We start from the raw sequence: 25,976 nt of genomic DNA, 5'->3' as shown, positions 1-25,976 counted from the left end.
GCCCAGTAGATTATAGAATGAAAAAACAGAACACCCTTCTTGGGCTTCGTTCCGCTACGCTACACTCAGCCCAAGAATGGTTAAAAACATAATCAAAACAACCAGATTATGTATATTTTTAAACTGTACTAAAAATGGGAAGCCGACATTTTTAGTTTGTTTAGTTTTGCAGCTACAAATCTAGAAAAATCAAGCCTTTTTTGATACTTAATAAACCTTGATAAGGTCTAATTATTAAACAACTGTTTAGATCGGTTTTTAGTGAAAAAAGTTTTAGTAATGTGGACGAAATCCGTCGAATAATAAGTCTGGTAGCTAAAGAATTCAAGTTAATGCTAATTCTTCATTTTAAATACAAAAAGCAATTAATGATGTATTACATGGGAAAACGTAACAAGAAATATAATAAGGAATGATTAAACACTTTTACATATATCACTGAATTTTTCCTCTTGTTCATTGTAAAAGCAGTTATTAGTTAAAGAATTAGTTGAAATCGCAATTCTAACGTTGACTGGCTTATCTTCAGGTGAAATTTCGAAAATATATGCCAATAATCCCATTTCTTCTTGAGATGATGCCTCATCACTGATAAAAAGATCTGTGTTTGAAAAAATCTCTTTGGTTTTTGAATCTGTTGGAATAATCGTTTGTAAAGTATTAGATTGTTCATACCATCGATGATTTTCTTTTGGATATGGTAGAAAGTTTATACACTTCCCACAAATATTGGTACACAATACTTCATAATCTGATGTAATTGATCTAATATCTTCTATAGTTTCAGAATGTGGGTGTCTATACCTACCGTGGCAACCTGATGATATCCCAAGTACACTTTTAAAATTTTTAGCGAGTATTGAATTCCAGATATATTGACTTGTAGAGTTTTTAGATCCATGATGACTTACTTTGATAAATGATGCTTCTAAGGAACCAAATTGCTTATAAAAATCGAATCTCTCATCTGTATATCGTTGCAGGCAATTCTCCCAAACCTGTTTATGTGTATCTCCGCCAAAGATTAATGTCTTTGTTTTATATTTTATACACAAAATATGGGACATTGAGTTTTTATCCGTTCTATTAGACTTCTTTCCTAGTACAATTCTGTCAAATATATCTATATTGACATTCTTATAATACTCATCTAAATCTGAAGAAAGAGGACCAATGTTGAAAGCTTTTATATCAGTAGAGGATGATGGACGACGTAGGCTTTTAATATCAACTAAGTAATCTCCAGAACCCGTTTCCTCACAAAAGTATCGAGTAGATTTAAACCCCTTAGTTTTCCATTTCTGAAATGCTTTAAAGAACAAATTAAGATTTTTATTGTAGGATTTGAATTGATTTGCCCTTTTCATTTTATCTTCATTAGATAAATGAGACATAAAATATTCTTTTATCTTCTTTTCGAGAAAAAGCTCCATTTGAGATTTATCACGAGCCGCCCCGAACCAGAATTCCTGAATGAATACACCATTCTCGTCAAACCATTCAATTGTCTCAAGTACGCCTTTGATATGATCTTTATCAGTATGAGAAATACAGAAAAAACTAATATTAATTTCGCGAAATGCTTCCTCAGTAACCGAGGCTTTAAGTTTTTTAAAGTAGGTTAAAGCAGGAGGTTCTGCAAAACCGTTTATTTCTTCATCATAGTGAAAATCAATAATGCCGTAGTCAAGACTAGGAAACTTTATTAAAATATGATCTCCTTGACCAACATTAAATAAAAATACCTCTACATTTTCAGTCGGTTTATGTATATCATCAATTGTGATTTCTTTTATAGAATTCTCATCCATTAGTTTGTCAGTAAAATTTGATAACCACTTGAGTTTGGGCTAGCACCATTAAATAGGATATATTCAAAATAGGAATCCTGTTCAAGTAAATAGCTTTTCATTAATTCTAAATCTAGTTTTTTTATTAGCTTTTTTTCTGGAGCACTTATACTTTTCAGAGACGCAATTGCATAATTTTCTTTAAGTTCAATTACATGACCTTCATAAATATCCAATATATTAATCATGTCATTTTGATGAAAAGTATTTCTAATTTTTATTTTTTGTTCTGTAGAAATCACCGAATCACCTATAGAAATTAATTTTTTAAATAGTTTCTTTTGAAATTCCTCTTGAGCTATCATACTTAGTTTCTTCAGTACCTTAATAACATGAGAGGTTTGGTTCTCCCCTGAAAGGTACTTATCTACCAAAGAATTGGCTATAAATAGTTCAAATAACAATTTATATCTAGGGACTTTTTCTAATCGTTCTAATGCTATTTCAAAATTGGAGGTAGACATGTCAAAATTTACATTCGTATCATAAATTTTGATTAGATTATAGTTTTTTGAATCAAATTCAAGAATAAAGGTATCCATATTTGGAGATTTAAGATTCTTAAATTTATCTTCATTAATACATACTTGCCAAAGAGCATTACCTGCCTTCCAAATATCCTCTCCACGATTTCCAATAGAGAGAGCTTGCGTAAAATAATATAGTTGTTGCGCCGATGTTAAATCAGGATATTGAAGGGTTAACGGAATTATATCTTTTGTAATAATTATATTTGCTTCAAGATCATCATCATTATCTGATAAAGAATTATTTTTGATACTTTCTATAATGAAATCCTTTATTACATCTGTCGAGCTTTCTCCATCAATGGCTAATATTTTAATGTCTTTTCGATTTTTTGAAAAAGTCAATTTTTCTTTTAAAGCGGGACTGTTGGCACTATAAACTCCAATTTTTATATTAGGGTTTCTAGAGTAAAGATGTTCTGCAAATTGAACTCCATTATTTATTGTAACGCCATCAAGATTAATCCCAAAGGAGTCTGTAAACCATTCATTTAACCTTAAATCAATAATTGCTACAAGGAGCTTCTCAGGTTCAATCATTATTTGGCACTCTTCTTGATTATTAGGAGCAATAAATGTCACATTTTTAATTTCTTGAAGTTCACTTAATAGTATAAGGGTTCTAAAGTCATCAGAGTCGTCTATTAATAAGCAGTTGTTCATTTTAATTTTCGTTTTTAGGTTGCTTTAGTGGAAGTATAATTGTAAACGTGGTTTTACCTTTCTGTGAATTGTAAGTTAATTCACCTCCATGACGCTGGACTGTATAATTCGCCATTGGAAGACCTAATCCTGATCCGTTTGGCTTGTCTGTTATCCAAGGATTTAATATAAATGGATAGATATCTTGATTAATGCCTGGACCATTGTCCGAAATTTCAATTTTGACACTATCATTTTTATAAAGTTTTGTCGATATTTCAATGGTACCTCTTTTTCTAAATGCCTGACATGCATTATTAATAATATTATAAATAGCATCGGTTAAAAGCCCCTTATCACAATCAATTGTAATAGTGTTTGTTGTATAATTATCTTTTATAGTTAAATGTCTACTGTGAATATCTTGAGACAAGGTTTCTATCGTTTGAGTTATAATCTTGGATAAGTCAGATGTGTCAATAACAAGATCCTTTCTATGTAAAAAGTAGGACTTCATTCTACTGAGTTTTTCATCTAACTTTAATATAATTGGTAATAATTTAAAGACTTTCTCCTGAATATCTATATCCTTATACATCGCTTTATTTGAGTGCTGTGTCATTTCATAAAGCTTCTTGAACAGCGTTTTCACAATTATTAAGTCTTTATAAGCATCATGTAAAGTACCTTGAGCAATGCTTTCTTCGATTACAGATGATGATAACTGTAGATTTTTTACCAAATAATCCATATTTCTTTTCATTACATAACCATTAGCGATTGATCCAGATGCAAATGATGCAAATGTTTCAATTAATTCTCTCAGTTCACTATTTTTTTCAAATGAAACCTTATGTCTAAAATTGATGAACATAACACCAACAGGTTTATCAATATAACCTATTTGATTAGAAAGTCTAATTGCAGCCATAGATTGAATCGACTCCCTTTCCCAAAAATTTGGGATATCCTGTTTTGATAGGTTTGCATAGTTTAAATAATTTTCATATTTACTAAAGAATTGGCTTTTATCAGTTAGTATTTTTTCAGCAATTTCAACATGTAATTCATTTTGATTAAATGAACTCAAAGTAATTGGACTATTGAAGTCGTCTATGTTTGATTTTGTACAATCTTTAAAATAGACATCAACTCCATTATAACTCTTAAATAAAAGGACTGGATCTGCATTCAATAATTTCAAAGCTTGATCGGTAATTGTTTGTAGAGTTTCTTCTAAATTAGTTTTTGTGAAAGAGTCTGAAATTGTTTTAAATGAATTGATTAAATTATAAATCTGAAAATTAATCTGCGATTTAATAGCAACTAGATCTAAGTAATTTAAGTCATTTATATTGGGGTCAATATTACTTTTAAAGAAAATAGAAATATTACCGAGAACGTGGTTGTCTATAATAATTGCTTTGTTGAGTATCGTTACTATTTTTTCTTTTTTTATGAAGCTTAAAATTTCTGGGGTATTTGTGTAAAAAGAAGATTCAGAATTTATGTTTATAATTGAATTAATAAGGCTTTTTATTTCTGTTTCGTTAATGATGATTTTTTGAAATGAAGAATAGTGTCTCTCAAAAAAAATAGAGCCAAATTTTTGCGCAAGTAAACCACTCTCTTCATTCTTCCAGAAAGTAACAAATGATGTTTCAAAATACTCTTGTAAGCTATGCACTAATGGTTGAATACTGGCATTTAAATTTGAAAAGGCATTGTTAGGAATTACTAATTTAGCTGTGGCATTGTGATATCTTTTTTCATCAAATGTGTTAACCATTTCGTTTATGAGCATATCGATACAAAAATTATTTACTTCATTGAAAAAAGTTTTTTCTTCCGAATAAATTATCCAATATGCTTTGATAGAATTATTAATTACTTTTTCTATTACATTTAAACTTTGTGCTTTTGTTAGTTTTTCAAATCGATTTTGAGATTTTAAATTTCCTTTTTCACTTTTTACTTCTGGAATAAAATTTTTAATGACCTCACCTAACTCTTTTTTGATAAAACTTAGGTTTTCTGAAAAGTAAAATTTAATATTTCCATCTTCAATACTCCTGTTATTATAGTATAATCCTAAAATAACTCCATCTACTTTAGTCAAATCACGAAGACCTTCAATGATATTGTCTAGATATAAATGGTGATTATCTTTTGAGTCTTTATCGATTCTTTCTAGAAATTGTTTAATGCTCGACTCTATCTCTAATTTATATAACCTTTGATACGTTTCAGAACAGTTATCAATATAAAGTTGTAATTCTCCTTCGGATTCAAATCTTCCACTAACATATCCTTTTTTCTCGCTCACGTGAATACCAGCCTCTAAAATTGCAACAACTCGTGGTTGAAAGGATTCATCAGTGGATATTGAAAAAATAGATTTTCTTTCATTTACATCAAAAATAGGTATAAACACACGATCTATATCCATATGCTTATATCTCATAAAAGTAAGACTGTTAAGTTCTGAATTTGGCGAACGTAAATCTACTTTTATAACCTCTTCACTAGGTTCTTTGACCAAAACTCTATTCCCATAAACATATTTTCTACGTCTTTCATGAAATACTCTTGCAATAATATCGTGATTATTGAAGTCTATTCCATCTAATGGCATCCACTCGTCAGGTTTAAGTATTTTGTCATTTATACAGTATGACTTACGATAAATAATTTTTCTATTTAGATAATCAACTTGAGAGAAAATCGCATATTGAAAATTAAAAATACCGCTTTGTGTAAGGTGTTTGACAATAAGCTCTGCATGCTCTAAGGTATCTTTAGCATTTGAAACTTTATTAATCAACTTTGATAATTTTTTAATATTTTCTTGACTTTTGACTAATGAGATATTCTTATCTTTAACCTTATTCGCAATATTCTGAACTTCCTGCAAGGAATAAAAGGAAAGTCCCAATAAGATAGATACTTTGCTTAGTAAGGACACTGTAAATCCTATCATCGATAATGGCTTTAGATCAAGTGAGTTTATATCATAGAGCACAACAACCAATTGTAATAGAGTCCAAATAATAAATCCTGCTGCAAGTAGGATTGTAGAGAATATCGAATATTTTACTTTTCTCTCATTCCAGAAAGGGGTTAGTATGTAATAGGATACGTATGAATAAATTATAAAACTATGAAGATGAGGTAGAGAAGAATATTTGGGATTAGAATTAAATATGGTTAGAGAAATAAGCCCGATAGAAAATAGTATAATAACCAAATTTCTTTTTCTCTTTTCAATACTCTTTATTGAACTATAATAGAAAAATGTTGCTGTAATAATATCTGCAATTGAAGCCATTTTCTCTCCAAAAGATTTGTCCGTCAACAGTTCAACTTGCTCGAGCATACTTAGATTCAGTAGGACGTAGATAAAATTAAATAAAAATGCAAGAATAATGAAGTTTTTAAACTGAAACCCAAAATATCCTGCTTCAAATTCGTCACCTCTTTCCTGTTGATATAATTTTCGTTTAGGTTGAAATATGCATATTATTATAATTAGTAGTATAGTAATCAATTGCATTGACTCTATAGAAAGGAGTATTTTCGCTTCTACCATAATATTATTATTTTCTATTTTCTTGAAAAAACAATACTAAATATATAATGACAAACTACCGTTGAAATCCAATAGCAGACTACTAACTATAACATTGTAGCACAGTTATACTTTTAGAAAATACGTCATCAAATTTACATGTGTGATACAAAACCTATTGGTGTGAATTTAATACTATTGGACGACTTGACTCAATTGTGTACTCAATTGGTAAATTTTTAGGGGAATAACCAGTTGTTTTCATTTTCTTCAAAACAGATTCGTGAATTAGAGAACCTGAAGGAATAAAACGTTGTGGCCACAGTCGAAAATCTGCCCTCCAGTTGATTATGGAAGACTTGTCAAATCTAAATCTGGGGAGGAAGTCCAATAGTTTATTAAAAAACGTCAAGGAATTGTGAATAGGCGTATTTATATTAATCCTTTTATCTTCTGGATTGTACTTGTCGTCATATAATACCTTGTAAATCTTTTCGTTATTAAGCTTTATATTTTGTGTTTGAAGCTCTCCAATCATCCACTCCAATGTAACCTTTGACAATCCTTCTTCATCATATCCACCCCCAATATCAGAATGAACACCTGCGAAAAATACCTCTTTTAATCCATCTCTTTTTCTCGCATTTACTGATGAATAATCAAAATGTTTTCTGCGTTCATCAATTGATATCGCATGACGAACCTGTTTTACTATATTGAGTTGTCTAGAGTAAGGATAGCTTTTATAAAACTTTAATAAATTTCCCATTGAAACAACCGTATCCCATACACCCACAAATTCAATTTCAATGGTTTGTGCAAAAATCGATTTAAACTTGTTTGCAACTTCAAATTTTTCATCCCCCTTTGAGTAAATATCAAGAATATATTTTATATGATTACGATTTCCACTGTATAACAACCCAAACATTTCAATCATGCCACATAGCATCCGTACACTATACGCACCTCTACTGAATCCAAATAGATAAATGTTATCACCTCTCTGGTAAATGTTCATTAAAAATTCATAGGCATCAAGGACATTTTCATGTAATGATTTACCTTCGGCTTTATCAGTAAGTATATCTAGTTTTTTTCGCCATGACCATGACTGGGAAGAGATATTACCCACTCCTGGACTATAATAAGCAACTTGATCTTTATTGATTTCTAAACAGGCATATAGATGAATGACATTGGTATCTGTCTCCAGTGAAAGTCTATTTCCAGTTCCATCACAGCAAATAATAATATTTTTCGACATTTACTTATTTTTTTAGACGTTATGTTTAAATTTATAAAAAAAAAACTAATTGTACAATATTGGAGTACAATTGATTCATACAGTGTATTATTAGCTGTGTAAATAACCTATCTATGATTTTTAGATAATGAAGTCATCATTTAATACAAATTATTGCCACAAAATCAAATACACTAATGCCTAATTATTAAACTATGAATAAGCCTACCATCCTAATTGCTTTCGCTGAATATCTCAGCGCAGAATTTATCTCTACTTTAAGTCAGGAATTAAACTTCATTGTAGTCAGCATAATCACAGAGGGTACTACTCTTATTGAGATAGTAGAGTCTCAAAGACCTGATTATTTATTACTTGACACTTCTTTAAATAAAGTTCCGACTATCGGAATACTCAAAAGGTTTGAAAGACTTAAAATCGAAACGAAAATTATTTTTTACTCAACCTCTCCTGATCCTATTTTTCTTGACTTTTTAAATCTATCAAGTTCATGTGGATTAATAATGAAAGGGTGCTCCATTCATGAACTTAAAATGTGCTTAAAAAGCATTTTAGCAGGGAAAAAAGTAATTTATACAGTATCCGATTCTGAGAGGTCAAATGGAAAAACTCAAAAAAAATCTAATTTTGATTACACTAAACTTACAGAAAGAGAGCTTGAAATCTACGAGATGTTGTCAAATGGCAAAACTGAAAAGGAAATGTCACTTGAATTAAAAATTAGCCCAAATACTGTAAAGGTTCACAAAGGAAATATTTACAGAAAACTTAACTTAAAGGGAAAAACGAAGACAATTAAGCAAGTATATTAAAAAAGAGCTATAACGTATGTATTAATACGTTATAGCTCTTTTTTTCAAGTTTGTATTATAGTTAATAGTACTTTTTTTAGCCATTAAGGCTATTTACATGAAACATAATACTCACTAAGTTTGTAACAGATAAATACATCTAATACCGTGCCAAAGTAGTGAAGTATGTTTTGTAAAATAGGATATATCTATTTCTCCATTATTCTCATATCACTTTTGTTTCTAAACGAAGCAAAAGCCTCTCATATTGTCGGAGGGCATATTGAGATTCAATTGTTAGATAAAGCCAAATCATTATATACAATCAAAATGAAGCTTTATTTTAATGAGTTGAATGAGGATAGCTCCACTCCCAATAATTATGAAGAAGGTGTGATATGTCAAAAGAGGGGAAATATATCTGTGAAGGATATTTTGTTTACAAAGGTTAGTGAAACGCCCTTTATGTATAGTAACGAGTTCTGTGCGACGAAAAATAAGATGAAAATCATAGAGGTACAGTATGAGTCTGTACAAGAGTTGAATCCTACTATCTATAAAGACCCGGATGGCTATTATGTAGCTCACAATAGATGTTGTAGAAATTCGAATGTTTCAAATATTGTTAATTCATCGAATAGTGGTTTCGCTTTCTATACAGAATTTCCACCATTATTGAGAAACGGAAAAAACTTCTATAATTCTTCTCCCTCATTTAGCGCAATTATGGGAGAATATGTCTGTATGAATGATCCATTTAGATATAATTTTGGTGCTGTTGATGAAGATGGTGATTCCTTAGTGTATGCCTTGTCAACGCCTCTAAAAGGAATGGCAGATTACAGAAATTTAACAATCAACATACACGGACCATATCCTGAAGTACAATGGCAATCTGGCTATAATTATCTAAATCCGATTCCTGGTAGTCCGAAACTAGAAGTAGACTCGAAAAAAGGAGTACTGACTATTACTCCTAGCCAGCTTGGGTTATTTGTATTTGCTATTGAGTGTATTGAGTATCGCAAAATAGGAAAAATCTTTGTTCGACTTGGAGTAACAAAGAGGGATTTTCAGCTAATGGTAATTGACTGTCCACCACCTAATAATATTCCGAATCCTACATTAGCTGTAAGCGGACAAATAGGAAATACCCCACAGATTTGTTTTGGAGAAAATGTAACTATCGAAACTGCATACAACAATAATTGGATATATCAGTGGGAAATGGATGGTGATAATATTCCAGGCGAAAACAATAATACTTTAATTGCCTCAAAAGCAGGAATATATAATGTGCTTGTGTCATTAAAAAACTCATGTGCAAAGTCAAGAGCTTCTGCCCAAATAACATTAAAACCAATATCTGAGAAAACAAAAATACAGTTAGATAAACCCGAAATTTGTGAGGATGATCAATCTGTACTAACAACCACATATCAAGGAACAGAGTATCAATTTACGTGGTATAAAAACCTGAAAGTTTTATCGAATACTAATACTGTACAATCAAGTTTAAGTACAAATGAACAAGGTAAATATTTTGTTGTAATAAAAGCTAATAACAAACCACAACAATGTCCAATTGTTTCAGATACGGTTGAAGTGATTGTGTCCCCAAGTCCTAATTCTCAACTTTCAACTACTGGGGATAAATCTGAGTTTTGTGCAGGAGACCTATTTGAACTCAATGTTCCTACTCAATCGAATACAAGTGTAATTTGGTATAAAGACGGAGCTGCTCTTTCAGATAACGCTTTTAAGTTAAAAGTAAGCGATGGCGGTAACTATTTTGCAAAACTTTCAGATGGAAATTGTTCTACGGAAACGATTAAAATGGATGTGAAGAAGCTAAGTGTTTTAGATATTAAGGTTGATTCTATTCCTCCAATTTGTGATGGTAGTATTACAAGAATCATACTCAAAGGGACACCACAAGGAGGGTTCTTTTTGGGAGATGGAATAGTAGATCCAATTAATGGTGTGTTTGATGTTGCAAACGTTTTGGAGGGTAAGCATCAGATTACATACAAAATTAGAGGTGATCTATGGTGTCAAAGTGGAGAAAAGGTAACAAGTATAAATATCGGAAAACCAACTTCATTTACACTTTCACCTAGTAAATATGAAGTTTTTGAAGGAAGTAAAATACAAGTTTCAGGGCCATTGATTGATAAAGCGAGATATGAATGGCTACCTGTATTAAATATCAGTGACTCAAAGTCAAGAACTCCAACAATTATTGCTAGAGATAATCAAAAATATACTCTCTCGCTGACTAATGACATGGGTTGCATTTCAAAATCAGAAATAGAAATTGATGTTAAAAAATCGCTATTAATTCCAACAGCTTTTTCTCCAAATGGTGATGGATATAATGATACGTGGGAAATAAAGGGAATTGATTCGTATGACGATGCGCAAATTCAGATTTATGATCGATGGGGAAATATGATTTATGAGTCAGAAGGAATATACAAGCCATTTGAAGGAAGGGTCAATGGTAGTGTTTTATCATCTGGAGTTTACGCTTATAAAATATGGATACCTAGACTTATGAGAAATTTTGAAGGACCTTTACTAATTGCACAATAATTTTTATGAAAATGAAAAGCCTAAGTACATTCAGAATAGTACTCCTACTCTTGATTATTCTAACATCATGGGATATATCTGCACAGGAAGAAGCAATTCAAAAAATAGAGAAGCAAATTTCTCTAAAAAAGCTAGCTCAAGGAAAGAAGAGCCTAAATCAATTAAATGTCGATAAGATTTCGTCCAGATACTATTCACGCTTATTTCGTATTTACAACCTTCTTGAGGATTCAGCTCGAAAGGCACAATTGGTACAAAAGATTCCACAAACATTCTTCAAACAGGTAGACTCGGTATCAATTATTATTAAAGAACTTTATCAAGAAAAGGATTATGCTCAAGGAATAAAGCTAACGGATAAAGGACTTACTCTCACTCCAAACCACCTTCTGTTGCTTAAACTAAAGGTTGAAGGACTATGTTCTCAATCTCCTATAGATACGCTTATTTATAGGTATCGAAATTCTTCAATAACAGGTAATGCCGATAATATAGAAAATCAATACATACTCTTTGAGCTCGAAATAAAGAAGAAAGAGTTAGAAAAGAAATTAAGCTTTGATGATTTACGCAAGACTGCTGCTTATTTCTATGATAAAGGCACACGACTCAAAAGCATCTCGGATAGCATGAATATCCACGAATACAAGTCTTCTGGACTTAAAATAGAAAAAGAAGCATTTGAAATATTAGCCATCAGCCTAGATTTCTATGAAAGAGGATTAGCGCTCAAAAAGGATGAGTTCATTGAATCGTTTGTATCGACCTTGAAGAACGAAATACATAAACATAAATAACCTATTTATATGAAATATATTTTTACACTACTATTTCTTTTAACCTTCGCTTGTAGCTTTGCCCAAATCAGTGGCAACATCTACAATGATTTCAATGCAAATTCAAAGAAGGATGCGAATGAAAGTGGTATGGCCAATATCAAAGTAGTTGCCTTAGATAGAAATAATGCAACGATAAAAGAAACTTTGACAACCACTGATGGGAATTTTACACTCGATATTGCTACTGGATATAAAGTAAAGGTTGAGATTAGAAATATACCTGAGGGAATGGTGAGCTCATTGTACACGCCTTTCAATAATCCTATCGTAGGTTGGGTAGTTAGTCCCAAACAAGAGTACAATATTGGGCTATATCTTCCCAGTGCATTTGATAATGGAAATACAAGAGTTTTAACCACCACTTATACCATAGGCAACGGCTCTGACATTTACTCTGATACCTCCAGTGTAGTGACCATGTTTAGTCTAAAGAAACCTTCAACAAGGTTTAAGATTGCATCAAAGACTCAGGTTGGTTCTACTTGGGGGTTAGCTTATGACAAGAATAAAGAACAGCTTTACATATCAGCTTTTGCCAAACGTCATGTGGCTTATGGGAAGTTGGGTCCTTCAGGAATCTATCGGTTCAGTTTCATTACAGGCGAACTAACACCACTTTTGTCAGCTAATTTGCAAAAGCTCATCAATACTGGAGAGGATAAACATACAGGCTTAGGAGGAATATTTCAGAATGGAAATCCTTACAATAACATTGACTCCCTATTTTTTGATTATGTCGGAAAATCAAGTTTTGGAGGAATAGATGTTTCCGAAGACGGGAATAAATTATACCTAATGAACCTATTGAGCCGACAGCTTATTGAAATAAACAATGTTGGTACACAATCTATTTCAACTGAAGATATAGTCCAAACCAGCATACCAAATTTAACAAATGATACAGGAGAACTACGTCCATTTGCCGTAAAAGTAAGAGGTGCGAAAGTATATATAGGAATGGTGAATGATGCTTCAAAATCTCAGAAAGTAGAAGATTTAAAGGCCATCATCTTAGAATATGATCCCAGTACAAAACAATTTAAAGAGATATTCTCAACCAAATTGGACTACAAAAAAGGACTTCCAGAAGTTGCGTATATATCAAAGCGTGGGTGGTACCCATGGACAGATAATTTTGATAAAGGCTTGGTAACAGAGAATAACGGATTATGGGCTATTTATCCACAACCCATCGTATCAGACATCGAGTTTGATTCGGATGGTTCTATGATATTAGGCTTGATGGATAGATATGGACATCAAGGAGCATCATTGGCAAGAAAGAATAAACCCGGCGAAAATTCGGTACTTGAGTCAGCAGGAGATATATTAAGGGTAGCCTTTACTAGCGGAAAATATGTGTTAGAGGATAATGGAAAAGCTGGAAAACTTGCTACGTTAGGGGCTAACAACAATCAAGGGCCTGGCGGTGGAGAATTTTATTATGAAGATTTTTTTGCTCCAGAAAAAGGACGTATTATCTCAGAAGAAGCTGCAGCCGGAGGACTTGCCTTGTCAACCTTCACTGGTGAGTTAATTGCTACGCATAGAGAGCCTACGCTTTATGAATTCGGTTACACTTCACATGGATTAAGGTTTTATAATAACACTCAAGGTTCTTATATCAAAGGAATTATTCTTCCTACTCAAGGTTTTCAGAAAGCAACTGGTGCAGGAGATGTAGAGTTGATGACAGATATTCCTCCTTCTGAAATTGGTAATTTGGTATGGATAGACTGTAACGAAAATGGTATACAAGACCCTGATGAAGAGCCTTTAAAAGGAGTAAAACTGGAGCTTTATGAAAATGAAAGAAAAGTTGCAGAAACCACATCTGATGCCTTGGGAAGATATTGGTTTAATGATAATAATGTCTCAGGAGGGTTGAATATAGGAGTTCAGTATAAAATGCGGATTGCACTCACTCAAGGGGGATATACCAATTTGAAAGTAAGCCCTAAAAACTCAATTAAAGGCAGTGAGGAGATTGATAACGATGCTATCACGAATGGAAACAATGCAGAAGTTTCGTTTACCCTAAAAGCCTATGGATTTAATAATCATAGTTTTGATTTTGGGTTTAAGTGTTTGGAAGTTCCTAAAGCAAAGTTCACCTTAAATTGTAGTGGCACAGACGAAAACAAAAAAATCAGTGTACAAATCGCTGATTATAATGCCAATGAGAAGTATGATATAGCAAAAGGTAATACTTACACACAAACATTAAGATATGATAATGCCCCATTATTGTCGAGCCTAAAATCTAATACACTTTACGAGGGGCAAATAAACTCTTTAGTTAATAACAGTTTTACTGTTAGAATCTTTAATGTGTTGTGTTATAACGATTTTGTGATAAATACGTCAGAATATGCTTCTTGTTATACAAAACCTCTTGGTGTTGAAGGTGAACTACTGAAAAATCTACTAGTTTATCCAAACCCAACCTCTCAAAGCTCTATTGTAGAATATACTGATGTTTCGAGTGGAGTACCTAAACTTCAAATTTCAGATAGTTATGGAAGTCAAGTTTTTGAAATTCAGATGACACGAGAAGGAGATAAATATGTAGCAAGAGTAGACCTTTCAACTCATGCTGCAGGGGTATATTTTGTGCAATTGCGAATTGCCGATAATCAAAAACTAACCTACAAACTTGTTAAACTATAGCCTAAGAAATACTAAGATTATGAAAAATAAGATATTATTGTTGTTTACATTTCTGATTACTTATTCAGGAATTGGACAAACGCATACGTCTGCTTACTCTCCTAAAATCATTCCTCCCTCACCTCATGCAGCATCGTTAGGGAAGTTTGGTAATGTACCTGTAAGTTACTACACAGGTGTCCCTCAAATTAGTGTACCTATCTATACTTTGGCATCAAGAAAAATTTCTGTTCCAATTGGTATAAGTTATCACGCCTCAGGTATCAAAGTATCAGAAGAGGCTAGCCGAGTTGGTTTAGGTTGGGCTCTAAATGCAGGAGGAACTGTTTCAAGAACTGTTGTAGGGGAAGACGATTTCTCTGGGAAATACTTTAGTACAACCAAAAATATCCCTATGGGACCCACCTTTGTACCCAAAAATACAGTACAGTTGTACAGATCAGATACTGATAGTACAGAATTTATCAATACAACGAATCAAACATCAAGTTTCGTTAATTTAGAAACAGATGAAGGAAGACAAGTTGACTATCAGCCTGACTTGTATACATTTAACTTCGGAGGTGTCAGTGGTAGATTTAGTATTTCTAGAGACAAAGTAGTTATTCTTGGTAAACATGAGAAGATCAAGGTTGAGATGAAAGGTAATCTCAATCAAGGAAGTAGTGGACAGGGAGTTTATTGGGAAATTACTACCAATGATGGAATATTATACAGATTCAAACAAGTTGAACTAGTTACAAATACTTCAGATGGTGTTGCTAGAGCATCCTCATGGCATTTATCAGAAATTATTTCTCCAGACGGGGATAAAGTAAAATTTGAATATACTACCAGATTAAATCTGTCATCTGTTGCATATTCATCTCTTTCAGAAACAAAAGGTCCTGTTGCTCTTTCGTCGTCTTCAGCCTATTCATGCACACCTTCCACAGCTTTTGCACCATCATTTGCACCAGGAAATAGTTATAATATTGTCTATTTGTCAGCCATTAAGACAATAAATGAAACTGTAACTTTTGAATACCAAGACAGAGAAGATTTAATTAATGAATTAAAATTATCAAAGATTAACGTCAAAGATTTATCAAATACATTAGTCTATACTTTTAACTTTCAATACGATTATTTTATAGGAAACTTGCTTCCTAGTGGCTTTGGTGTACTACAGAATACCTCTGAAACGAAAAGGCTAAAACTTCTCTCGCTACAGAAATGTTCTGGAGATGGGACAACCTGTATGCCTAAACATGAATTTATTTACAATGAAGGCAGTAATTATTTTAACTTACCTGCAAAATCTTCTTTTGCAATAGACCATTGGGGATATTATAATGGCCGAAATAATACCACCTTAGTTCCAGATTATATTAATTACCCTAGTAAAGATGTATTTATGTATTATTATGGAGTTATGGCCGGAAATCAAAGGAATACCTCTCCAGAATATACTAGAGCATTTGTACTCAATAAAATTAAATATCCTACTGGTGGAGTAACTAAATTTGATTATGAAACATCAGATTATGATGTAGGAAAGTCCATAAAAAATGATTTATCAGTTGATGGGAAAATAATTCCTATTGAAGCTAAGACCAAACAATATTTATACGGTTCTGCTGTATCTACCTCTGGATTACGGAAAGATACCTTGGATTTATCTAATATTTTCAATACTCCAGATGGCAACAGCGAGTTAAGCATCAACGTTTTTGCAAGATTTGCAGATATGAGTGGTGCTTGTAATCGGTCAATCCCGACGTCATCTGGCTTAGCATACTTTAAAATAATAGATTTAAAGACGAATACGGTATTAGATCAAGTTGATTTATTTGCTAGTTGTACTGGAACTGCAGCAGAAGGTTGTCCAGTTAGATATTGTAATTCTGCCGGAGGACAGCTACAAGGTATTCAATATACAAAATCAGTTTATGGGAAACCTGGTAACTATGAAGTTCAAATGTATTCTGGTAGTGGCTCAACATTAGCAGATATGCAAGTCACATTTCGCTGGAATGGCTTTAAGGACGTTTCAAATAATGCTATAGATTATGCTGGAAACCTTAGAATTCGCTCAATTACTGATAGCTCGGGTACAAATACAAGCGTTAGAAGATATGAGTATGGAGGAATAGAAACTATAAATGGCAAATCTCGATATGTTTCTTGGGGAAGAAGAATGAGTACTCCAAAATATTCATACTATGGGCAAAAGGCACAAATTAAAAATACTATTGTAGGTGATGTACAATATATTTGCTATACATTATATAGAAGTTCAAATTCATCACTACCACTGTCTACATCAGCAAGTGGTAGCATTGTTGGCTATGATAAAGTAGTTGAGTATTATGAAAGTGATAAAGCTGGAGAAACCTCAGGAAAATCTGAATATAACTTTATCAATGAATCCGATTATCAATACTATTACGGATACGATAGACCTCCATTATATTCAAATTATTCAAATCCTGATAATGGAAACTTAACTTCTAAATTTGATTACATAAAGGTTGATAATTCTTACATTCTTTCAAATTATACTCTAAATGAGTATAAAGGAGTATCTTATCCAGCATTATTATGGGGTGCTGAGTCTAGAAATGTCGAAGTTATTTGGGGGTCTAATCCTTCAACTAAACGATGGCTTTTTTTCTTCTACCGTGCTATGCCAACAACCTATAATTATTTGAAAAAGTCAGTAAACCGAGCCTATGATTTAACAAATTTGCAATTAGATAATAGCAAGAGAAGCTATTCTGATATCATTACTGAGTATTTTTATGAGAATAGTAGTCATCTTCAGTTGACAAGAAAACAAACCTATACAAGTAGTTATGTTAAAGATTCTACTTCTCAAACACTTAGGACACTCTATAAATATCCGCTTGATCTAGCTACATCTGGTAATGTGTACCAGCAAATGGCTGATAATTTTGTTCATAATCCTGTAGTTAGAGAGGAAAATTATCTTGAGAAAACAAGTGAGGTGTTTACGTTACTTAACAAAACCGATATTCAATTTAAAAAATGGGCTGATGTAAGAAATTTAGGAATTAATGCTCAAGTAGATACATTATCATTCAAAGCATTTTTTGCACCAGAAAAAGTATTAAATCAGCAAGGTCCAACAGGAACTGTAACTACTTCATTAGAGTTCTTAAATTACGATACCTATGGTAATTTATTATCATATAAGGAAAAAAATGGACTCACAAACACCTTTACTTATTTCCCTATTGGTAGTGGTAAAGCATTTTTACCTCAAACTTATACCAATGCTCTAAGTCAAACAATAACGTATGAGTATGAGCCAATAATTGGGCTAAAATCGATTACGGATCCTAATAGTTTTGTGACTACGTATGAATATGATAAGCTGGGAAGATTATTACGTACCAAAGATCAGGTTGGAGATATAAATTCCTATACTTACAACTATGGAAGTTTACCTTCTTCCTATACTGCCATTGGAGCAGCGACAGGATTAAACTCTACGATTCAAGAATGTAAATTATGTTGTACTGCTGATGCGAGTGCTACGAGCAATAGCCCTATTCAAAACTGTTCGAGTGGACAAATTGAATTGAAGTCGGGTACCACTATTTCTGGCGATGATGTTAGTTTCCAATGGAAAGGACCTGGTGGTTTTGCCTCTACCTTATCTAATCCTAAAATTACGACTAACTTACCTAATTATACTGGCGTATTCACAGTGACTGTCACAAAACAAAACTCTACTTGTTTAGCAACAGCTACCTCTACAGTTAGTGTGATTGTGAATTGCCCTTGTCCATTTACCATTGATGTAAATAGTACGCCTACAACAACACTCACTTGTCAACAAACGATTGCATTGGTTGGCAACTGTGTCGGTTGCTCAACGGGCGACCTTATAGCTGGCCAAGAAACTTATGTAACTAACGGTAAATTCGACAATGGAGATAATGATTTTCAGTCTGATGTTGCCTCAAGGTTTATTACATTAAATGCACAAGATATTAATGGCTCTTTTAATAGTTTTCAAGATCATTCGGGTACTGGGAATAGGAATATGTTGATGATTGGACATTCTGAATCCACCAGTGAAAAAGTATGGTATAAGACTATTACTGTTACGCCTAACACCAGATATATTTTATCTGCATGGATTGCTTCTGCCTATCAAAATAATCAAACTGCCCTTAATTGGGAAATAGACGGGATATTGCAGTCCACAGGTATATCTCTAGCAGGTAAAAACGGCGGTGATTGGCAAAATCTTAAAAATATTTGGATATCAGGAGAGCAGCAAACATCTGTAACTATTGCTATTCGAAAACAGAATACCTTTGGGCATAACTGGTTTTTATTGGATGATATTTCTTTCACAGAAGTACCACCAATGGCAAGATTTGAATGGACTGGACCTGACAGCTACATGGCTATTGGTAAAAACTCATTTGTGCGTAATGTTGGACTTAAAAATAGTGGGCAATACCAGCTTAAAGTAACAGATAAAGGATGCACAAGAGTTGCCACAGTGAATCAAAATGTCAATTGTACTGCTTGTGTGGATCCAGAACCATTAGAATTAATCGCTACATCCAATTCTCCTGTATCTTGTGGTGGAATAATTTCATTAAACGCTTCTTCCAAAAGAGGTGTAACCTATACTTGGTATAAAATTAATGATGATGGTAGCTTAACTGATTTTCCAACAGCTGAGAAAAACAAAGCTACCCCAACAATTACAGCTCCATCTATAAATGGGGTAAATAGATATACTTATACTGTCTATGGCTTTAAAGCAGGTTGTACTGCTTCTTACACAGTACCTGTTGAAGTGAGATGTTATCCTGATGGGTTTATTGATCTTGCTTTAAACTTAAGAACAGAAGGAGGATTTAACAACGTGACTGCTGGACAAGAATTTACAATCTGTGCAGATGTAACTAATCAAGATCAAAACCAATACAGAAATGCTGCAAGTGTTAGAGTAAAGGCAGAAATACCGAGTTGCTTACAATTGACAGGTTCATATTATGGTTTTGATACTGGAAATACTATTTCAGGACATTTTTATGAAGATATTTGGAATGGGCCTGCTGCCAATGAAGTATCAAATATATCTACTGATGCAAGAAGAGGAGTTAATGTTTGGCGTTATTGGGGAGTCGGTGTCGGAGCTAATGAGACCCGAAGTATGTGTTTTGGGGTAAGGGCTTTAAGTGCTGGGCCTATTGTCATAAAAGCACAAGTCGTGGAAGCTACAGACCCTAATGGACAATATCTCAATGATAGTGATTCTGAACCTAACAATGGATATGATAATGGTGAGGATGATAGATCTATTTTGGTCCTTAACTCTTCAGCAGGTAGTATAAATACGTCTCTACAAATAATTAGTAAATCTTATAGTGCAAGTAGTTCAGACTTTGATGTAATATCAAGTGGATTAAATTGGACCGCAACTAAAAGCGATAGCTGGATAAGTTTGAATAAAACTTCAGGAGGCAATGGTACGAATGCAGTCACTGTCTCTGTGGCCGAAAATCAAAGCGCATTCTCTCGATATGGGTCTATTACTATTGATGCTGGGTGTGGAAATACAAAGGTTATAAAAGTCAAACAAGCAGGTAGAGATGACTGTCCAACTGTCCAACTAAGCTCAAATAACCCATTTTGTGGAGCAACATTGCAATTAAATGCGAATGTTGTACCAGCAGCCAATAAGGAACTTGTTTCAAATGGTACTTTTGAAAAAGGTAATGTGGATTTTGATCCTGAGTATATGCATTACTATGATTTCCAAGCAGGAACAAGAGCTTATATTATTTCTGCAAATCCTCAATCTGATGGTTTTTGGTTTGCACGTGGCGAGTGTCCTGGTACGAATACTAATCCACAATGCTCAGTTGTAAATAGAGTTCGAGTCCTGTTTAGAGGTGACGGTTGGTATGATCATATATTAGGTGCTAAAATACAAGGGTCAAATAATAGAAGTACTTGGGAGGATCTCTATACCATTCAATCAACTTCTACAACTTGGCAAGACTTTACATTTGCCAATACCCAAAAGTATATGTATGTGCGATTTGTCTCAGGTTCAAATGGCAATGGTGAAATCCGTGAAATAGAGTTTTATAATAATACAACAAAATTATCAGGACAATTATTTGGCTCTGTGGGTATTCAAGGAACAGATGCTCTTGCCAATGCAGTTGATGGTGATCCAAATACGATTTGGAAGAGTACTACGACTTCTCAAGAATCATTCATTGGTCTTGAATTAACAGGATGTTCATTATCAGGAAATTTGGCAACGAGTCAAAGTGGTTATGGAAAACAAATGGTAGTTTCTGCCTCATGGATTGCCAATGCGCCATTTTGGTCTCAAACTATTATGGTTGAACCTAATCAAGACTATGTCCTCTCAGTTAAAGGGGTTCAATTAGGTAATTACGATACAGTTCCTATAAAGCTACAATTTGATATTAATGGTAGACCTACAGAAGTGATGGCTAATCTTCCTTTAAATGGCTGTGAGTGGAAAAAGATTTCTGGTATTTGGAATTCTGGACCAAATTTCGGCCCAGTTAAATTAACATTACGATTTGTTAATTCGAATGCGAATGATAAACACTTTGCGATTGATGATATTTCTGTAAAAGTGAGTACCAGTGGTAGTGTATCTGCTGCTCCTATCTCCTATACATGGGTCGCACCAAATCCGACAGCACAGAATGTACTACAAACTGCTAATATTCCAAATCCAACAATAGCGAATGTTAGTGCTGCTCATAATGGTATTTACAAATTAACAGCAACACAAAACAGTTGTGCAGTAACTGAATCGATTGAGGTAGACGTGGCTTGTTCTTCACAGACTTGTCCTGCACCAAACATCTCATCCCCTAATAGATTGTTGTGTGCCAATATGGGACAAACTACCACATTGACGGCAACGGGCTGTCCTGCTGGTAGTACTGTAGAATGGTCAACTGGACAAACTGGTACAACCATTACTACTCCTGTGTTGACGACTGTAACAGATTATTTCGCACAGTGTCGTACCAGTTGTGGTTTAAGTACTAGATCAAACAAAGTAACAATTGTTGTGATGGGGCTGAGTGAGCCTCCTGTTATCAATGCTCCTTCAACAATCGAGGTAGCTCCGGGACAAGCTGGCTTAACTTTAACAGCATCTGGATGCTCATCAGGTTACATTCGCTGGATGAATGGTACTGTTGGAAATACCATACAGCTTCCATCTTTGGGATATAATGTGGGAACGACTCTGGAGGTATCTGCTAAATGTGTGAATGATTGTGGAGAGAGCACATTATCTAACAAAGTCAACATTAGTGTTGTGTGTAACGCTAAAATACCTGTCAATCCAAATATAGTATCCTCAACTTCATGTGAAGGTAATGGTGTAAAATCTGTTACACTCTCGACAAGTTGTGAGGCTGGTAAACCTGTCTGGTCATGGGGAATGGGTAGAGAGGAAAATAATACCATTACGACAGCGATTTCTGAGAATATTACTTTCAATGTTTACTGTAAGGTTTCAGACAATTGTATAAGTGATGTTGTGTCAATATATGTACCTTATGAAGGTAAACCGAGTAGCCCTATAATTTCATCAAATACTCCATATCTCGAAAGTAACAGTACTATTGTTATTGATTTGGGTAGTTCTGTTACACTGAATTCAAAGGGATGTGCAGAAGATGCCGAAACTCGGTGGAATGTAGTAGGTTTCTCTGCATTTAACAACCTAAATAGTCGTCAAATTACAGTAAAGCCAACTACCATAGGTGATATTATTATTACCTCTTATTGCAAAAAAGGTAATTGTGTCAGCGATTTATCAACTACCTACAAAATTCAAGTAAAATCTAACTGTAATCTTCCAAATACTTTAGCTGTAAATACAAGTGATACAGTGTCGGTAAATCAAGGGGCTAGTTTGAATATTACTGCTTCGGGTTGTACCGGTGGTACGCTGTCTTGGTATTACGATGGTAAAGAAATTACTAATAGTAATAGTGGTAGCTCAATACTAAATGTAAATACAAATGTGCCTAGTGGATATTATCAGTACTCAGCAGTATGCTATTTACAATCCTGTAAATTTCAAAAATCTATTTACGTAAAAATTAATACAACTCAACCGTGTGGGATAACCGCTTTTATCACTGAAGTTAGTAATTACTGTGGTGATGCTAAGCTTTCAGCCTCAAGTAATACAGCTGGAGCAAGCTATAAGTGGTATTACCACCTAACAGAACTCTCTAATAAAAACCCATTGACAAATGGAACTTACAATGAATATACAGCATCTCAGGATGGTTTTTATACAGTAGAAATTAGCAAAAATGGTTGTACTGCTCGTAGCACTAAACAAGTTATTTTAATTGCGACAATCAGTGCTCCTGTAGTTACAACAACTTCATATCCTATTTCTTTAGGAGGAACTGTTACTTTGCCATCTCTCACTTGTTCAGCAAATACTGTATTACAATGGTATAATAATGAAACCAATGAGAAGGTCCCAAATACGGTATCGCCATCTTCAAATACTGGCTATTATGCCCAGTGTATACATTCAATAGGTGGCTGTAAGAGTCCTAAAAGTTCTGTAGTGAATGTTGTCGTAAATTGTTCTACTCCACAGCCCAAGGTAAGTTATAATACACCTTCTACTAAGGTATGTCAAGGGCAATCTGTAACCTTATTAGCTTCTGAGTGTAGTGGAACTGTAAAATGGTACACTGATGATGCAGGAGGTGCTTCTGTGAGTACGGGATCTTCTTATACTACCAGTGCTAGCGTTGTGTGGACAACCTGTACTGGTTCAAATTCTTGTGAGAGTGCTAAGAAAAAGACAGAGATTTCTTATTATCAAAATCTTACTATTTCGTCTGATTGCGATTTTTCAAAGCTAACAGCATCAGTGACAGATGATGCTACAGGATTGTCGTATGAGTGGCGCAAGAATAGCCAGATTATAGAGGGTGTTACTAATTCCCAATTATCAATAAATAGTACTGGAACTTACACTGTTTCGGCTAAAAAGGGGGGCATACCATGTATCGCCAGTTCCAACTATATTGTAACCGAAGTAAATGGGAAATATCCTTCTAAGCGTCCAGTCTTAAGTGCTAGCTATGCTTTTACTGATGCATGCCAAACGTCTGCTACTATAAGTATCAATGCACAACCTAATAATATCTATTCAGCAACTAGTACCAATTTTGATATATCTGGTACCCCAGCATTTTTTAATTCATCAAGTACAAATTTCACGGCACAAATCACAGTTGGAGCAACTCAAACAAAGACTTACTCAGTGAATGCCTACTCTGTGGATGGTGCTTGTAGTGCCTATGTAAATTTAACAATTGATTTCAAACCTCCATTGAATCGCCCTGCTTTAAAAGCTTCGGCTAATTGTGTATCTACTGCAAACCCTAAGGTGTTGTTAGAAGCAAGTAATTGCCCTTCTGGTAGTGAATATGAATGGTATAGCTCTGGTAGTGCAATTACAGGTAATTTGACGAAACAAGAAGTAAGCCCAAATACTGAAACCACCTACAAGGTTCGATGTAAGCAAAATGGTTGTTATAGTGATTATTCAAACGCTGCTGTTGTTAATTTGTGTTCAAATATTAGTGATGGTTGTGAGGCAGTAGAAATGTTCTCTCAATATGGCACTGATCCTAATATGACCTATGTGGCCACGCTGGAAAGAGGGATAGCGGCATCAGATACAATCCATAGAATTTCATTCAGGTTTGAAAGCTATTGTATTCCGGATCGTTTAGAATTTTTAGATCAAAATGACACCGTTGTATTCACTGTAGGCTGTAATGGTAGTGGTTGTACAACATCCAATGGATATTCTCCTTGTCAAGTCTCAGGTGGTGTTACAACTGGATATATAACCGCAGGTTTAAAGGTTGCCAAGATTAGAGTAACACGATCTTGTGGTCCCTCTACTTGTACAGAATCAGGATCCAGTTGGAATTTAGTTATTAAACGCTGCCCTAAGTAGCCCAAACCTTAAAGCATCTAATGAAGCGCTATCTACTTATCTATATGGCACTAATGGCTTATGGAGCCATTGGTCAAACCTCTTCTCGTAACTTTGTGCGCCAAACGGTGCACAAAGTTGCAGGTGGAGCCAACCTTTCGAATCCCAACCAAGCTCAAAGTACCATTACTTATTTTGATGGATTGGGACAAAGTACCCAAACTGTGGATGTCCATGCTGGTGGTGCAGGTCAAGATTTGGTACAACTCACCGAGTACGACGACCAAGGTCGTGCCGTAAAACAGTATTTGCCTCTCCCTGTTAATGGTGGTAAGGGGGACTATAATACGGGTGTTGCCACTGCTACTGCTACCTACTATGGCGCTGGCAATAGAGCCTATAGTCAAACGGTGTACGAACCCATGCCTTCGAGTCGAGTATTGAAGGTAGCAGGACCAGGCGATGAGAGCCTTTGGTCATTGAATAGCTCACCTTGGAACCGAGCTGATGGTACTACCAGAAATATCTATACTTTTAATACCGCTAATACCATTCATGAAATTCGTGTAAGCCAGAGTAGTTTTGATGCCACGACTCAAAGTTTAGCCAAAGGTATTACCAGAGCAGGCTATTATGGCAAAAACCAATTGACTGTAACCGAGACGATTCAAGAGGGAAACAAAAGTGAGACTCTCAACAAAAACCGAGTGCGTGAGTACAAGGATAAGTATGGTCGTGTGGTATTGAAAAGTGTCATCAATAGTGATAATGAGGTAGCCAATACCTATTATGTCTATGACGACTATGGACAGTTACGAGCGGTACTACCTCCCGAACTGAGTGCTGTGATTACAGGCTTGACTGAGGACAATTTGACAGAAGCAGCCTTTTTGTATTGCTACGATGACCAAGGTCGTTTGGTTTACAAAAAAGTACCCGGTGCAGGCTATGTCAAGATGGATTATGATGCCAACGACCGATTGATTTATTTACAAGATGCTAATCAGCGAGCAAAAAATCAATATATCAGTATTGAATACGATGGCCTCAACCGAGAGACCCGTCGAATGTTGGTGACCAATGGTACTTCCAAGGATCTTAGCATCAATTACTATGATACTTATGATACCTCATGGTTCACAGGCATTACTACCAAAAATACTTATAGTCAGATTTCAGCCAGTAGTAAAACAGGTTTATTGACAG

Annotated in this window: 10 protein-coding genes; 6 read left to right on the top strand and 4 right to left on the bottom strand. The window is 34.2% G+C overall.

The features are described 5' to 3' along the window. Nucleotides 1-416 precede the first annotated feature (416 nt). The 4 genes from GVN22_RS24905 to GVN22_RS24890 all read right to left on the bottom strand — a co-directional run bounded on the left by GVN22_RS24905 (nt 417) and on the right by GVN22_RS24890 (nt 7,854). A complete protein-coding gene (locus tag GVN22_RS24905; protein WP_166553719.1) occupies nt 417-1,811 on the bottom strand; it encodes a hypothetical protein in 1,395 nt (464 codons plus the stop codon). Next, nucleotides 1,811-3,040, bottom strand: coding sequence for a hypothetical protein (locus GVN22_RS24900; RefSeq protein ID WP_166553718.1), 1,230 nt, complete (start codon nt 3,038-3,040; stop codon nt 1,811-1,813). Before GVN22_RS24900 ends, GVN22_RS24905 begins: the two co-directional genes overlap by 1 nt. Before the next feature lies 1 nt (nt 3,041). Next, nucleotides 3,042-6,608, bottom strand: a complete 3,567-nt coding sequence (locus GVN22_RS24895) for an ATP-binding protein (RefSeq protein ID WP_166553717.1) — start codon at nt 6,606-6,608, stop codon at nt 3,042-3,044. A 154-nt stretch (nt 6,609-6,762) separates the two neighbouring features. Continuing rightward, on the bottom strand, nt 6,763-7,854 hold the full coding sequence (locus GVN22_RS24890; protein ID WP_166553716.1) for a DUF2235 domain-containing protein: 1,092 nt from the start codon (nt 7,852-7,854) through the stop codon (nt 6,763-6,765). 194 nt (nt 7,855-8,048) lie between these two features. Here GVN22_RS24890 and GVN22_RS24885 point away from each other — a divergent pair, with 194 nt between their 5' ends. From GVN22_RS24885 to GVN22_RS24860, 6 genes are all read left to right on the top strand, one after another. Continuing rightward, nucleotides 8,049-8,666 carry a response regulator transcription factor gene (locus tag GVN22_RS24885; RefSeq protein WP_166553715.1) on the top strand — a complete coding sequence of 206 codons (618 nt, stop codon included), beginning with the start codon at nt 8,049-8,051 and terminating at the stop codon, nt 8,664-8,666. Nucleotides 8,667-8,882: 216 nt separating this feature from the next. Then, on the top strand, nt 8,883-11,240 hold the full coding sequence (locus tag GVN22_RS24880) for a gliding motility-associated C-terminal domain-containing protein (protein ID WP_166553714.1): 2,358 nt from the start codon (nt 8,883-8,885) through the stop codon (nt 11,238-11,240). An 11-nt stretch (nt 11,241-11,251) separates the two neighbouring features. After that, nucleotides 11,252-12,037 (top strand): hypothetical protein, encoded by a 786-nt coding sequence (locus tag GVN22_RS24875; RefSeq protein WP_166553713.1) that lies wholly within the window; start codon nt 11,252-11,254, stop codon nt 12,035-12,037. 9 nt (nt 12,038-12,046) lie between these two features. After that, on the top strand, nt 12,047-14,749 hold the full coding sequence (locus GVN22_RS24870) for an SdrD B-like domain-containing protein (protein ID WP_166553712.1): 2,703 nt from the start codon (nt 12,047-12,049) through the stop codon (nt 14,747-14,749). Between the two features lie 19 nt (nt 14,750-14,768). Then, complete coding sequence (locus GVN22_RS24865; RefSeq protein WP_166553711.1) at nt 14,769-24,791, top strand: BACON domain-containing protein; 10,023 nt, start codon at nt 14,769-14,771, stop codon at nt 24,789-24,791. Between the two features lie 20 nt (nt 24,792-24,811). After that, on the top strand, nt 24,812-25,976 hold a 1,165-nt coding region (locus GVN22_RS24860; RefSeq protein WP_240915766.1), incomplete at its 3' end, for a DUF6443 domain-containing protein.

The organism is Cellulophaga sp. BC115SP (assembly GCF_009905545.1).
Lineage (GTDB): Bacteria > Bacteroidota > Bacteroidia > Cytophagales > Spirosomataceae > Flectobacillus > Flectobacillus rivi.
This window is presented reverse-complemented; position numbering and strand designations above follow the sequence as displayed.